A 12925-nucleotide genomic window follows, 5' to 3' on the forward strand; every position below is an offset into this window, starting at 1 on the left:
GACCGACATAGCCATGTTCGAACACATCGACGCGTACCCGGGCGATCCGATCCTGACGCTCAACGAGAACTTCCAGAAAGATCCGCGCGAGCAGAAGGTCAACCTGAGCATCGGCATCTATTTCGATGCCGAAGGCCGGATTCCCGTGATGGGTGCCGTGCGCGAAGCCGAAACCGCGCTGCAGCGCGACCACGGCCCGAAACCCTACCTGCCGATGGTCGGCCTCGCCGCGTATCGCGATGCCGTGCAGGCGCTCGTGTTCGGCGCCGATCATCCGGCGCGCACGGCCGGCCGCATCGCGACCGTGCAGACGCTCGGCGGCTCGGGCGCGCTGAAGGTGGGCGCCGATTTCCTGAAGCGCTACTTCCCCGATGCGCAGGTGTGGCTGAGCGACCCGAGCTGGGAAAACCACCGCTTCATCTTCGAGCGCGCGGGCTTCACGGTGAACACGTACCCGTACTACGACGAAGCGACCGGCGGCCTGAAGTTCGACGCGATGCTCGCGGCGATCGACGCGCTGCCGGCGCGCAGCGTCGTGCTGCTGCACGCGTGCTGCCATAACCCGACCGGTGTCGATCTCGACGAAGGCCAGTGGGAGAAGCTGATCGACGTGATCGAGGCGCGCGGGCTGCTGCCGTTCGTCGACATGGCGTACCAGGGCTTCGGCGCGGGCCTCGACGCGGACGCGTTCGCGGTGCGCGAACTGGCCCGCCGCGGCGTGCCGGCGCTCGTCGCGAACTCGTTCTCGAAGAATTTCTCGCTGTACGGCGAGCGTGTGGGCGGCCTGAGCGTCGTCTGCGAGGATGCGGCCGCGGCCGAGCGCGTGCTGGGCCAGCTGGCCGGTGCGGTGCGCTCGAACTACAGCAACCCGCAAACCTACGGCGCGAAGGTCGTGGCGACCGTGCTGAACACGCCCGCGCTGCGCAAGCAGTGGGAAGAAGAGCTGGCCGCGATGTGCCGCCGCATCGCGCGGATGCGCCAGTCGATCCACGACGGCCTGCGCGACCACGTCAGCGGCGAAGCGCTGACGCGCTACGTGAAGCAGCGCGGGATGTTCACGTACACGGGCCTGACCGAATCGCAGGTCGAGGCGCTGCGCGAAGTGCACGGCGTGTACATCCTGCGTTCGGGGCGCATGTGCGTCGCGGGGCTGAACGATTCGAACGTCGGCATCGTCGCGGATGCGATCGGCAAGGTGCTGAAGAGCGGCGTCTGACGGCGCGCCCTCGGGCGCACGAGCGCATCGCCGAAACCGGCTGTCTCCGTCGCGGAGGCAGCCGGTTTTTTGTTGCGCGGCGGCGGCGCGGCGGTACGATGTCGGATCGAACGCATGATGAAGGAGCGGCATGGCTATTCGAATCGTACGGCTCGGCTCGCCGCGCGCGGCCGGCGAGGGCGTGAGGATCGGCACGGTGCGGCGGCCGCCGCGCGGCGTACCCAAGGCGGAATTCGCATCGCGCGACTACTATGATGTATGGCTGCCGACGCTGTCGCCGAGCCCCGAGCTGGTCGCGCAGGCGCAGGCTGCCGAAACCGACGCCGAATGGCGCGCGTTCACGCGCCACTTCCGTGCCGAGATGGCGCATGGCGACGCGCCGAAGGTGCTGGACCTGCTCGCCGCGCTGTCGGCCACGAGCGCGTTTTCGATCGGCTGCTATTGCGAGGACGAACGCCGCTGCCATCGCAGCGTGCTGCGCGAACTGCTCGCCGAGCGCGGTGCGGCGCTCGACGCGGACGCGCGCTGAACGCCTGCCGGGCGGCACGACGGTGCGCGCGTCGCGCGGTGCAGCGAACCGGTTGACGTGGGTCAAGCGTGCGGCGGCACGGCCCGTTATGCTCACGTCATGAATCGTCCCGACGATGACAGGCGGATAGATGCAGATAGCCTTTCCACCGGAACCGCCCGAATATTGCGCACGCGATCTGGTCGTCGCGTTTTCGGCGCTGGTCGACGGCCGCTGCGTGCAGTGCGCGATCACGGCCGAAGCGCTGGAAGACCATTTCGGTGCGCCGTCGTTGCTCGAACGGGATTTGCTGGATGCGTTCGACGCGCACCGGCCGGTGATCGAGGCGATGGCGCGACGGATGCTCGACGAAATCGGCGGCCGGCCGGTGTTGCTGCACAGCGGTCACTTCAGGATGGATGACTGATACCGCAGGAGGACGCATGACACTGCAAGGCACGATTCATGAGCGCGACTGGTCGGTCGAGATCGAGACGCGGCCGTGCGAATCCGGCGAGTTCCGCTGCCGCGTGACCGTCGAGCACGGCACGGGCGCAGCGCGCTTTCACCACACGTTCGAGCACAGCCATGCATACCCGACCGAGCACGAGGCTGCGATCGAAGGGTTGCGGGCCGGCATGACGTGGATCGAAATGAAGGCGTCGCAGACATTCAGCGTATGAACCGCATCGTGCCGATCGATGCGTGGATGCAAGACTGCCAGGGCAGTAATCGCCGCGGCCGTCATCGTGCTGCATGACGCGGGATCGTGCCGCGCGCGGGACACCGTGGCACGACGACACAGGAACAGGCAACGCCGTCGGCGAACGGCGACGCCGACGGGAGGAGCGCCATGGGCGTGGGCATGCAGATCGTCTGCGTCGGATTCGCGGGTTCCGCCGCGCTGGAAGCGGAAGCGGCGGTGCAGTTGGTGCGGCTGGAACGGTTCCGCGCACGGCTGGAAGATTGCCGCCTGGTGATCGAATCGCGCCCGCGCGCGGATGGCCGCCCGACCTACGACGTGCGGCTCGAGCTGGCCGTGCGCGGCCGCTCGCCGATAGCGCCGCCGCGCGGCACCGGCGACGACGTGATCGAGGTGCTCGGCCGCGTGTTCGCGCTGGCCGAGCAGGCACTGTCCGCCGGGCAGGCCGGCGAATCCGAAGCGATCGCGCTGCATGCGGTCCCGCCGGGCGCCACCATGCAGTGAAGCGCGACGCGCCGTGCGTCACACCTGCGCGAGCGCCTCGGCATCGATGATCCGCACGCGCTTGCCGCGCGTTTCGACGAGCGCATCCCGATGGAACCGCGAGAACATCCGGCTGACGGTCTCGAGCTTCATGCCGAGATAGCAGCCGATTTCCTCACGCGTCATCCGCAGGTTGAATTCCGACGGCGAATAGCCGCGCGCCTCGAAGCGCGACGACAGGTTCAGCAGGAAATGCGCGACGCGCTGCTCGGCCGACATCGTGCCGAGCAGCAGCATCTGGCTCGACTCGCGGACGATCTCGCTGCTCAGCATCTGGTAGATGAAATGCTGCATCGGCTTCATTTCGCGGCACGCGGCCTCCAGTGCGCCGAACGGGATCACGCATACGACGCTGTCCTCGAGCGCGATCGCGTCGCAGCAGTGCTGGCCGCCGCCGATGCCGTCCATGCCGAGCGTTTCGCCGGCGATCTGGAAGCCGGTCACGTGCTCGCGGCCGTCGCGATGCATCATGACCGTCTTGAACGAGCCGGCGCGCACGGCGTAGATGCTGTGAAACGGATCGTCGTTGCGGAACAGCGCATCGCCTTGGCGAACCTGGCGCGTCGAACAGATGATCGCGTCGAGTCGGCCGTATTCGGCGGCGGTCAAGTCCGGCGGCAGGCACAGCGAGCGCATCAGGCAAGCCGAGCAGCGCGCGGCGGGATGCTTCGCGCCGTCGTTACGCGCGATCGAATGAAGCGGAGTCGATGGCCGAGGCGCGACGGATGGGTCGGCGGCGCAGGCGGTGGCTGTGGACATGAGTCACTCCGTCTCGGTCAGGGGTGATGCGCATGAGCGCGCACCAGGGATTCGATGACGTGGCATGCGGCGTCGAATTCGGCGGTCTTGTCGAAGAAGTAGTCCGCTCCTGCCGTCGCGCATGCCTCCCTGAATGCCGGCGCCGAATGGTTGGTCAGGACGATCGTGACGATCCGCGGCACGGCCTTCGACAGCATCCCGATCAGATCGAGGCCGCTGCCGTCGGCGAGCCGCAGGTCGACGATCACGACGTCCGCGTGGCTGCCGCGGATATGCGTCAATGCGTCCTCGCCGTCTTCCGCTTCGCCGACGACCACGACGCCGCGAATCGCGCCGACGAGCAGCGCGATCCGTTGCCGGACGGCAATGGCGTGATCGACGAGAAAAACCCGAAGTGCGACGGCGGGCGACAGGCTGGCATTCATGCCGGCAGTATCGTGTTGCGCCGCCGAAAATGAAATCGGCCGAACTGGAAGTTTGTGTAGGCCGTGGCGACGCGTTGTAGGGCGTTTCCTACAACGCGTACGGGAAAGAGGCGAGGTGGCGCGCCCGACGATACCGGGCGGCTTCGTGCAACTGGTGGGGAATCGGTCTGCCGCCGCGCAGTCAGCCGGCCGCGCGCGCGTCCAGCGCGTCGCGGGCCGTGCGGCATGCGGCCAGATCCCAGGCCGCGCAGCCGACCGTCTTGAACAGCAGCGGCCCGCTGCGCTCGAACGTGCCGCGCAGCACGTCGGCGAGCGACGCGACCCGCTGCCAGTCGACCTGCGCGACGATCAGGTCGCCGGCCTCATGGCGCGCACCGGCCGGATCGTCGACGACGAGCCGGCTGTGCCGCACGGTGTCGGCGTCGATTTCGGCGGCATCCGCGGTGAACGCGCCGACGCCGACCACGAGGCGGCCTTCGCGCGCGGCTTCGCGATAGACGGGCGTGCGGCTCGTCGTCAGCGTGACGACGACGTCGATCGCATCGGGAATCGCGTCGCCGTCGAGCGGCACGAGCCGCGGCGCCTGTGCGCGGTGCGCGGCGCAGAACGCGGCCGCGCTGTCGGCGCGCGAGCCGCGCACGTGCAGCCGTGCATCCGGAAAGATCGCCGCGAGCGCCTCCGCGTGATTGGCCGCCTGCTTGCCGGTGCCGATCAGCAGGATGTCGCGCGGCGCGGCGCCGTGCAGCGCCTGGATGCCGAGCGCGGTAACGGCCGCCGTGCGGCGCCCGGTGACCGTCGGGCCGTCGAGCACGAAGCGCAGCGCGCCCGTCGTCGCGTCGTACGCGCTCACCTGGCCGAGGATCGTCGGCAGTCCGCGCGCGCCGTTGCCGGGGCATACGTTCACGAGCTTGTGGCTCGCGAGGTCGCGTGCGCTCGACGGCATCGACAGCATCACGCCGCCCGCCTGCAGCGGCACGACCAGCCGTTCGGGGCTGACGATCTCGCCTGCCGCGTATTCGGCGACGGTACGGGCGAGCGTGGCGAGCAGTGCGGGGTAGTCGAGCAGCGCTGCCGTTTCGGCGGCATCGAAAGCGGGGATCCGGGAGAGAGCGGTCATCGTATCGGTCGGTTTTGCATCGGTGGGCGTGGACGACCGCGCAGCACGCGCTCGCCATGGCGGCTGTCGATGATCGACACGGCAGCCGTTCTGGATCAAATCTATACCAGTCACTTGTCGGCAGGCAAGCCGGAAAAGCCAGCAGGCTGCCGATTTTGGTTCTAATATCCGTCCAGATGGGCGTCGCTCCGGTATGGTGCGAGCCCGTTTGTTTCCCTATTCACCACCCGACCGGGCAGGAGCCCCTGATGATGTCCGCACGTCCTGAATCGCTCGAAGCCGGTTTCCGGCCGCTGCAGATCTACGAACAGGTCGCCGAGAAGATCCGCGACGAGATCCGCGCGGGGCGCTATGCGGCCGATTCGCGGTTGCCGTCGGAGCGCGAACTCGCGGCGCTGTTCCAGGTCGGCCGGCCGGCCGTGCGCGAGGCGCTCGGCGCGTTGCAGAACGAGGGGCTGGTGTTCACGAAGCGCAATTCGGGCACCTACGTCGTGGCGGCGCCGCTCGACGTGCTCGCGCAGCGCGGCGACACGCGCGGCGTGCCCGACGCCGACTTCAGTCCGACGTCGACGCTGGGCGTGCGACTCATCCTCGAGCCGGCGATCGCGCGCCTCGCCGCCGCGCACGGGCGCGCCGATCCCGTCGCCGAGGGCTATCTTGCGCAGATGGAAACCATCGCCGACATCGACGATCCGCAGCAGCGGGCGTTGTGGAACGAGAGCGACCGGCTGTTCCACCGGCAGCTTGCATTGATGACCGGCGACGCGCTGATCGTGAAGATCGCGGACGAAGTCGCGAAGACGATGGATCAGCCGCTGTGGAAACGGCTGAAGGACGACGGCATCTACGATGCGGGCCGCATCCGCCTTTACGTGTCCGAGCACCGGCTGATCTACGAGGCGATCGTGTCGGGCGACGCCGATGCGGCCGCCTTCTACGTCGAACAGCACATCCTTCGCGTGCGGCGGGACATCGCGCCGAAATGAAATGCGCCACGCCATTCTGGTCTGAAAATCGACCAGAAGCGCGAAATTCATTTTGAAATTGCTTGCGTCGTGACCACGTGTGTCCTACATTGGTTTCACACAAAACCAATCAGGAGACACCATGCGACACTTCGTTATCGCGCTCTCGGTGGCCGTTGCCGCCGGCGCGCTGACTTCCGCGCACGCGCAGGAAGTCGTGATGATCGGCCATTCGGCACCGCTGACCGGCCCGCAGGCCGCGAACGGCAAGGACAATGAAAACGGCGCGCGCCTCGCCGTCGAAGAGCTCAACAAGGCCGGCGTGAAGGTGGCGGGCAAGACGGTCACGTTCAAGCTGGTGTCCGAGGACGACCAGGCCGACCCGAAGGCGGGCGTGCAGGTCGCGCAGAACCTGGTCGACAAGGGCGTCGTCGCGGTGCTGGGGCCGTACAACTCGGGTGTCGCGATTCCGGCGTCGCGCGTGTACAGCAACGCGGGCGTGCCGATCCTGCCCGTCGCGTCGAACCCGGCGCTCACGCGGCAGGGCTTCAAGAACATCTTCCGGATCGGCGCGAGCGACGAACAGCTCGGCGGCACGATGGCGACCTTCGCCGCGAAGACGCTGAACGCGAAAACCGCCGCGGTCATCGACGATCGCACCGCGTACGGGCAGGGCGTCGCGGAGCAGTTCATGAACGTCGCGAAAGCGAACGGGATCAAGATCGTCGACCAGGAGTACACGAATTCGTCGGCGACCGATTTCCTCGGCATTCTCACCAAGATCAAGGCCAGCAATCCCGACGTGATCTTCCTCGGCGGCTACGCGGCGCAAGGCGCGCCGATGGCGAAGCAGATGAAGCAGCGCGGGTTGCGCGCGAAGCTGCTCGGCGGCGACGGCATCTGCTCGGCCGACATGGGCAAGGTCGCCGGCGAGGCCGCGTCGATCGTCTACTGCGCGCAGGGCGGCGTCGCGCTCGAGAAGACGCCGGCCGGCCGCGAATTCCTGAAGAAGTATCACGATACCTATCACACGGACACCCAGGTCTACGGCGTCAACTACTACGACGGCATGAAGCTGCTGGCCGACGCGATGGTCAAGGCCGGCACGACCACGGACAAGGCGAAGCTGATCGCGCAGCTGGCGAAGTCGAACTATGCGGGCGTCGCGGGCACCTATTCGTTCGACGAGCGCGGCGACCTGAAGGGCGCGCCGACCACCGTCTACGTCATCCGCAACGGGCTGCCCGAGCCTTACGCCAAGTAACCCGCACCGGACGGCGCCGCGGCGCCGTCCTTCGTCTTCACGCCTTCGATCCTCCATGAAAATTTCCCGATCCCTTTCCACCGTCGAAGTCCATACCGGCGGCGAAGCGTTCCGCATCGTCACGAGCGGCCTGCCGCGCCTGCCCGGCGACACGATCGTCCAGCGCCGCGCGTGGCTCAAGGAGAATGCCGACGAAATTCGCCGCGCACTGATGTTCGAACCGCGCGGCCACGCCGACATGTACGGCGGCTACCTGACTGAGCCGGTGTCGGCGAACGCGGATTTCGGCGTGATATTCGTGCACAACGAGGGCTACAGCGACCATTGCGGGCACGGCGTCATCGCGCTGTCGACCGCCGCGGTCGAGCTCGGCTGGGTGCAGCGCACGGTGCCGGAGACGCGCGTGGGCATCGATGCGCCGTGCGGCTTCATCGAGGCGTTCGTGAAATGGGACGGCGAACATGCCGGGCCGGTGCGCTTCGTCAACGTGCCGTCGTTCATCTGGCAGCGCGACGTGTCGGTCGACACGCCGTCGTTCGGCACCGTGACCGGCGACATCGCATACGGCGGCGCGTTCTATTTCTACGTGGACGGCGCGCCGTTCGACCTGCCGGTGCGCGAAGCGGCGGTGGAAAAGCTGATCCGCTTCGGCGCCGAAGTGAAGGCCGCCGCGAACGCGAAATATTCGGTCGTGCATCCGGAGATCCCCGAAATCAACCATATCTACGGCACGATCATCGCGAACGCGCCGCGCCATCCGGGCTCGACGCAGGCGAACTGCTGCGTGTTCGCGGATCGCGAGGTCGACCGCTCGCCGACCGGCTCCGGCACGGGCGGCCGTGTCGCGCAGCTGTACCAGCGCGGGCTGCTCGCGGCGGGCGACACGCTGGTCAACGAGTCGATCGTCGGCACGGTGTTCAAGGGACGCGTGCTGCGCGAGACGACGGTCGGCGATATCCCGGCCGTGATTCCGGAAGTGGAGGGCAGCGCGCACATCTGCGGGTTCGCGAACTGGATCGTCGACGAGCGCGATCCGCTCACCTACGGTTTTCTCGTCCGCTGAGCGTCGGCGTACCGCCCTCGGTCGGGCGCGCGTTCCCGCTGCGGGGCGCGCGCCTTTTTGTTGTAAAAATGTGCGAACCGGCGCCATTCGCGCGGGCGCCGGACGGCCGCCGGCCGGCGGGCCGCGCGAGTTTTGGTACGATGCAGCCTTTCCAGCAGATCCCCCACCCGCGTGAATCGCCGAAACGTGTCGTCAGTGCGTGACCTCTGTGCCAAATGGGTCGCGCGTGCCCAACCCGTCGCGGCCGCTGCCGCCGTGTTCGTCAAGCGTGTCCGGGCCAGCGCCTGGCACCACCTCCGTCATCCGACACGCCGCGGCGTGCTGCGCGCGGCCGCCGCCGTGCCGGCGCTGTTCGTGCTGTACGTGCTGGTGCTGATCCCGTTCACGCCGGGCATCGGCGACATCCGCAAGGCGCGCGTCGACCAGCCCGCGCAGGTGCTGTCGGCCGACGGCAAGCTGCTCGCCGAATTCAAGCCGTCGAACCGCGAATGGGTGTCGCTCAAGCAGATCTCGCCGCACATGGTCGACGCGCTGATCGCGACCGAGGACCATCGCTTCTACGAGCATCACGGCCTCGACTGGAAGCGCACGGCGTCGGCCGCGCTCCATACGTTCTCGGGCAGCCGCCAGGGCGGCTCGACGATCACGCAGCAGCTCGCGCGCAATCTGTATCCGGACGAGATCGGCCGCGCGCCGACGCTCACGCGCAAGGTGAAGGAGGCGATCACCGCGCTGAAGATCGAGGCCGTCTACAGCAAGGACCAGATCCTCGAGACCTACCTGAACACGGTGCCGTTCCTGTACAACGCGTACGGCGTCGAGATGGCCGCGCGCACCTATTTCGACAAGTCCGCCGACGAGCTCGACGTGCTGGACAGCGCGACGCTCGTCGGGATGCTGAAGGGCAACAGCTACTACAACCCGGTGCTGAACCCCGAGCGCGCGCTGCAGCGGCGCAATACCGTCCTCGGCCAGATGGTGAAGTACGGCAAGCTGTCGCCGGCGCAGTTCGCGCAGTTGCAGCGCCGGCCGCTGCGCATCGATTTCGAGCGCCAGAAGGAGCCGCCGGGACCCGCGCCGCACTTCGCGCAGCAACTGCGCAAATGGCTGATCGGCTGGGCCGACCGCAACGACTACAACATCTATTCGGACGGGCTGATCGTGCGCACCACGATCGATTCGCGGCTGCAGCAGATGGCGACGGCGGCATTGACGCTGCAGGCGAACCAGCTGCAGGGCATCGCGAACAACGCATGGAGCGGCCGCGACGGCTGCGGCACCGACAACGAGGTGTTCCGCACGTTCATGCGCGAGTCGCCCGAGTACAAGGCCGCGCAGGATGCCGGCAAGAACGATGCCGCCGCGATGAAGCAGCTCGCCGCCGACCGCGGTTTCATGCGCGCGCTGTGCAAGGCGAAGACCGACGTGCAGGCCGGCTTCGTCGCGATCGACCCGCGCGACGGGCAGATCCGCGCGTGGGTCGGCAGCCGCGACTTCACGAGCGAGCCGTTCGATCACGTCGCGCAGGCGCGGCGTCAGCCGGGTTCGACCTTCAAGCCGTTCGTCTACGGCGTCGCGTTCGCGAACGGGATGAAGCCGGACGATACCTTCATCGACCAGGCGGTCGAGATTCCGCTGAAGGGCGGCGAGATCTGGCGGCCGAACGACGACGTGCCGCCGTCGGGCAAGCCGATGACGCTGCGCGACGCGGTCGCGCTGTCGCGCAACCGGATCACCGCGCAGGTGATGGAGAAGGTCGGGCCGGCGGCGGTGGCGCGGCTCGCGCGCGACATGGGCGTGCGCGAAAGCCCGCTCGAGCGCGTGCCGTCGCTCGCGCTCGGCACGAGCCCGGTGACGCTGAAGGAGATGGTTGCGTCGTACGCGACGATCGCGAACGGCGGCCTGTACGTCGAGCCGCAGATGGTGACGCGCATCGAGAACCGCCAGGGCGATGTGCTCGCCGAGTACGCGCCGGCGCCGCCCGAGCGCGCGCTCGATGCCGAGACGGACAAGACGCTGCTCGGCGTGATGCGCGACGTGGTGACACGCGGCACCGGCAGCAGCATCCGCGCGCGCTTCGGCATTCGCGGCGACGTGGCCGGCAAGACCGGGACCACGCAGGACAACGCGGACGGCTGGTTCATCCTGATGCAGCCCGGGCTGGTGGCCGGCGCATGGGTCGGTTTCGACGACGGCCGCGTGACGCTGCGCAGCGACTATTGGGGGCAAGGCGCGCACAGCGCGCTGCCGATCGTCGGCGACTTTTTCCAGCGCGCGCAACGCGCCCGAATCGTCGACACGAAGCTGAAATTCGATACCGAACCGTCGCCCGGCTGGTTCGCGTCGGTGCGCGAGCGCGTGACGGACTTGTTCGACGGATGGTTCGGGCCCGAGCCGAAGCAGGCGCCGGCGCCCGTCAGGACGCAGCGTATCGAGCGGCAGCCGGAGGCGGACGCCGCTGCGGCATCGGGTGCATCGGCTGCGTCGGCGCCCGACGCGGCATCCGGCGGGATCGTCGAGGAGTGGATTCCGGCGTCGGAGGTGGCGGCATCGGCCGCCGCGCTGTCGGCGGGCGCGTCGCAATCGCAGGCCACGCAGCCGCCGGCGGCGGGCGGCAACGCGGGCAACGCTTCCGGCGCGGGCCTCGCCTCCGCGCCGGCCGTGCCTTCGTCCGTACCGGCACCGCCGACGGCTCCGGCCACGGCTCCCGTTTCACCCGGCGCGACCAGCGGTTCGGAGTAACGAGACGTTCAGATTTCGCGCGATGCTGCCGTAATAACGTTGTCACGACAGCCCGCGCGGTTGCTCCGCGCCTTTCCGATGCGGCTCATCACCGATCACGTCGCGCTCGCGCGCGACGACCTCTCAACCGGCACTCCGCTCGGCTTCGATCTCTTCGACGCGGGCGGCGCCGCGCTGCTGCCCGCCGGCACGACGCTGCACGATCCCGCGCAGCATGCTTTCCTGTTCGATCACTTCCGGCCCGTTCGCCGGCGCGATGACGCCGAGCCCGCCGCGCCTGCGCCCGACACCGTGCCGGCGGCCGCGCGCATGGGGCTGTCGGCCGGCGCGGCGATCGGCATCCGGCGGCGGGTCGGCGCGACCCGCGTGCTGCAGCGCTGCCGGTTGATCGGGATCGGCGCATCGGGGGCGCTGTTCGTCGAACCGCAGCCGGCGGTCGCGCTCGATTTTGCCCGTGGCGACGACGTCGAGGCGGTCGCGATCGGCCGGTCGGCGGTGTCGCGTTTCGGTGCGACGGTCGATGCGGTGCACGCGGCGGGTGCGGCGCCGTTCCTGGTGCTGTCGCCGCCGGGCTTCGTCGACCGGCTGCGCACGCGCGCGGAGCCGCGCGTCCAGGTGCGGATCGCGGCCCGCTGCACGGGCGGGACAGTGCAGGCGGACGGTATCGGGATCGTGCGCGATCTCAGCCTGAACGGACTGTCGATCGCGGTCGACCGGGCGCTCGCGGCGGCCGGCGAGCCGTTGCGCGTGCAGTTGCCGTACATGGATGACGATCGTGTCGCGTTGCTCGCACTCGACGGCACGGTGCGCGCGGTGCATGCCGATCCGGCGCTCCCGGGCTGGGTGCTCCACCATGCGGCGTTCGACGAGACTGCCGCCGACGACCGGACCCGCCTCAAGGCGTTGTTGTTCGACCTGTCGGTCGGCGCCGCCGATACGGACCTGGTCCGCTGATGCGGTGAACCGGGCACACGTGGCAGCCGCGGCGCAGCGGCCTCCGGCTCGGCCGATCCACGTCGGACGAAGCATGCTGCCGCCCATTGGTTTCAAGCGTGGCCATAATCCTCCGATGATTCGGCCGCATGCATCGCGATTGTACGGATTCCGTCAACAGTGAATTTGCGATTTAAGTATTTACCCTGATAGCGCGGCCTCCTAGACTTTCACTCATGCGCAACGACTACCGAGTCGGAAGCGCCTGACAAAACAATCTGGAGGTAACGCATCATGAAATCGCTGATCAAGGCAGTTGCACTGGCCGCTCTGGTGGCCGCCCCGGTCGTGTCGTTCGCCCAATCGAACCAGCAGCCGCTGACGCGCGCGCAAGTGCGTGCCGAGTTGGTTCAGCTCGAAAAGGCCGGCTACAACCCGAACGACTGGATGAACTATCCGGAAAACATCCAGGCCGCACAGGCGAAGATCGCCGCCGCACAGAACACCGGTGCGCAGGCCGACGTAACGGGCTATGGCTCGAACCCGGTCGCGACGTCGCAGTCGGGCCAGCGCGTGACCGTGCCGGCCGCAGCCGATCGTTCGTCGGTGTACTTCGGCCACTAAGCAAGCCATTCGCCGCGCGGCCGCCAGGCCGCCCGCAACGCCGTATCGAAAGGCCCGCACTCG

General features: G+C 68.3%; 14 protein-coding genes. 11 read left to right on the forward strand and 3 right to left on the reverse strand.

The genetic code is table 11. The features are described 5' to 3' along the window. The first annotated feature begins 13 nt into the window (after positions 1-13). The 5 genes from WS51_RS05000 to WS51_RS05020 all read left to right on the forward strand — a co-directional run bounded on the left by WS51_RS05000 (position 14) and on the right by WS51_RS05020 (position 2931). Positions 14-1216 (forward strand): amino acid aminotransferase, encoded by a 1203-nt coding sequence (locus WS51_RS05000; RefSeq protein ID WP_059541140.1) that lies wholly within the window; start codon positions 14-16, stop codon positions 1214-1216. A gap of 130 nt (positions 1217-1346) precedes the next feature. Then, positions 1347-1745, forward strand: coding sequence for a DUF488 domain-containing protein (locus WS51_RS05005; RefSeq protein WP_059541144.1), 399 nt, complete (start codon positions 1347-1349; stop codon positions 1743-1745). 130 nt (positions 1746-1875) lie between these two features. Continuing rightward, positions 1876-2151, forward strand: coding sequence for a DUF1488 family protein (locus tag WS51_RS05010; RefSeq protein ID WP_069228696.1), 276 nt, complete (start codon positions 1876-1878; stop codon positions 2149-2151). A gap of 16 nt (positions 2152-2167) precedes the next feature. Further along, entirely contained in the window at positions 2168-2407 is a 240-nt protein-coding gene (locus WS51_RS05015) for a hypothetical protein (RefSeq protein ID WP_059450257.1), read from the forward strand. A gap of 170 nt (positions 2408-2577) precedes the next feature. Further along, a complete protein-coding gene (locus tag WS51_RS05020) occupies positions 2578-2931 on the forward strand; it encodes a hypothetical protein (protein WP_059774312.1) in 354 nt (117 codons plus the stop codon). Between the two features lie 18 nt (positions 2932-2949). Here the strand turns inward: WS51_RS05020 and WS51_RS05025 are convergent, their stop codons facing one another. The 3 genes from WS51_RS05025 to lhpI all read right to left on the reverse strand — a co-directional run bounded on the left by WS51_RS05025 (position 2950) and on the right by lhpI (position 5271). After that, a complete protein-coding gene (locus WS51_RS05025) occupies positions 2950-3729 on the reverse strand; it encodes a helix-turn-helix domain-containing protein (RefSeq protein ID WP_069228697.1) in 780 nt (259 codons plus the stop codon). 17 nt (positions 3730-3746) lie between these two features. Beyond that, on the reverse strand, positions 3747-4154 hold the full coding sequence (locus WS51_RS05030; protein WP_059450260.1) for a response regulator transcription factor: 408 nt from the start codon (positions 4152-4154) through the stop codon (positions 3747-3749). 181 nt (positions 4155-4335) lie between these two features. Further along, on the reverse strand, positions 4336-5271 hold the full coding sequence (gene lhpI / locus WS51_RS05035) for a bifunctional Delta(1)-pyrroline-2-carboxylate/Delta(1)-piperideine-2-carboxylate reductase (RefSeq protein WP_059541149.1): 936 nt from the start codon (positions 5269-5271) through the stop codon (positions 4336-4338). Positions 5272-5519: 248 nt separating this feature from the next. Here lhpI and WS51_RS05040 point away from each other — a divergent pair, with 248 nt between their 5' ends. The 6 genes from WS51_RS05040 (at position 5520) to WS51_RS05065 (ending at position 12862) form a co-directional block, all read left to right on the forward strand. After that, complete coding sequence (locus WS51_RS05040) at positions 5520-6257, forward strand: FadR/GntR family transcriptional regulator (protein ID WP_059507385.1); 738 nt, start codon at positions 5520-5522, stop codon at positions 6255-6257. 121 nt (positions 6258-6378) lie between these two features. Then, positions 6379-7500: a branched-chain amino acid ABC transporter substrate-binding protein gene (locus WS51_RS05045; protein WP_069228698.1), complete on the forward strand. Its 1122-nt coding sequence runs from the start codon at positions 6379-6381 to the stop codon at positions 7498-7500. Positions 7501-7555: 55 nt separating this feature from the next. Next, a complete protein-coding gene (gene lhpH / locus WS51_RS05050) occupies positions 7556-8563 on the forward strand; it encodes a trans-3-hydroxy-L-proline dehydratase (RefSeq protein ID WP_069228699.1) in 1008 nt (335 codons plus the stop codon). 186 nt (positions 8564-8749) lie between these two features. Next, positions 8750-11305 carry a penicillin-binding protein 1A gene (locus tag WS51_RS05055; protein WP_167357963.1) on the forward strand — a complete coding sequence of 852 codons (2556 nt, stop codon included), beginning with the start codon at positions 8750-8752 and terminating at the stop codon, positions 11303-11305. 78 nt (positions 11306-11383) lie between these two features. Continuing rightward, positions 11384-12259 (forward strand): PilZ domain-containing protein, encoded by an 876-nt coding sequence (locus WS51_RS05060; RefSeq protein WP_069228701.1) that lies wholly within the window; start codon positions 11384-11386, stop codon positions 12257-12259. A 273-nt stretch (positions 12260-12532) separates the two neighbouring features. Next, on the forward strand, positions 12533-12862 hold the full coding sequence (locus tag WS51_RS05065) for a DUF4148 domain-containing protein (RefSeq protein WP_059450266.1): 330 nt from the start codon (positions 12533-12535) through the stop codon (positions 12860-12862). Positions 12863-12925 lie beyond the last annotated feature (63 nt).

It is taken from the genome of Burkholderia territorii (assembly GCF_001718335.1).
In the GTDB taxonomy this organism is placed as follows: Bacteria; Pseudomonadota; Gammaproteobacteria; order Burkholderiales; family Burkholderiaceae; genus Burkholderia; species Burkholderia territorii.

What these genes read in the sequence shown, in the direction of transcription:
- WS51_RS05000 (WP_059541140.1), top strand. Translation starts at nt 14, where the DNA reads ATGTTCGAACACATCGACGCGTACCCGGGCGATCCGATCCTGACGCTC.
- WS51_RS05005 (WP_059541144.1), top strand. Translation starts at nt 1,347, where the DNA reads ATGGCTATTCGAATCGTACGGCTCGGCTCGCCGCGCGCGGCCGGCGAG.
- WS51_RS05010 (WP_069228696.1), top strand. Translation starts at nt 1,876, where the DNA reads ATGCAGATAGCCTTTCCACCGGAACCGCCCGAATATTGCGCACGCGAT.
- WS51_RS05015 (WP_059450257.1), top strand. Translation starts at nt 2,168, where the DNA reads ATGACACTGCAAGGCACGATTCATGAGCGCGACTGGTCGGTCGAGATC.
- WS51_RS05020 (WP_059774312.1), top strand. Translation starts at nt 2,578, where the DNA reads ATGGGCGTGGGCATGCAGATCGTCTGCGTCGGATTCGCGGGTTCCGCC.
- WS51_RS05025 (WP_069228697.1), bottom strand. Translation starts at nt 3,729, where the DNA reads ATGTCCACAGCCACCGCCTGCGCCGCCGACCCATCCGTCGCGCCTCGG.
- WS51_RS05030 (WP_059450260.1), bottom strand. Translation starts at nt 4,154, where the DNA reads ATGAATGCCAGCCTGTCGCCCGCCGTCGCACTTCGGGTTTTTCTCGTC.
- lhpI (WP_059541149.1), bottom strand. Translation starts at nt 5,271, where the DNA reads ATGACCGCTCTCTCCCGGATCCCCGCTTTCGATGCCGCCGAAACGGCA.
- WS51_RS05040 (WP_059507385.1), top strand. Translation starts at nt 5,520, where the DNA reads ATGATGTCCGCACGTCCTGAATCGCTCGAAGCCGGTTTCCGGCCGCTG.
- WS51_RS05045 (WP_069228698.1), top strand. Translation starts at nt 6,379, where the DNA reads ATGCGACACTTCGTTATCGCGCTCTCGGTGGCCGTTGCCGCCGGCGCG.
- lhpH (WP_069228699.1), top strand. Translation starts at nt 7,556, where the DNA reads ATGAAAATTTCCCGATCCCTTTCCACCGTCGAAGTCCATACCGGCGGC.
- WS51_RS05060 (WP_069228701.1), top strand. Translation starts at nt 11,384, where the DNA reads ATGCGGCTCATCACCGATCACGTCGCGCTCGCGCGCGACGACCTCTCA.
- WS51_RS05065 (WP_059450266.1), top strand. Translation starts at nt 12,533, where the DNA reads ATGAAATCGCTGATCAAGGCAGTTGCACTGGCCGCTCTGGTGGCCGCC.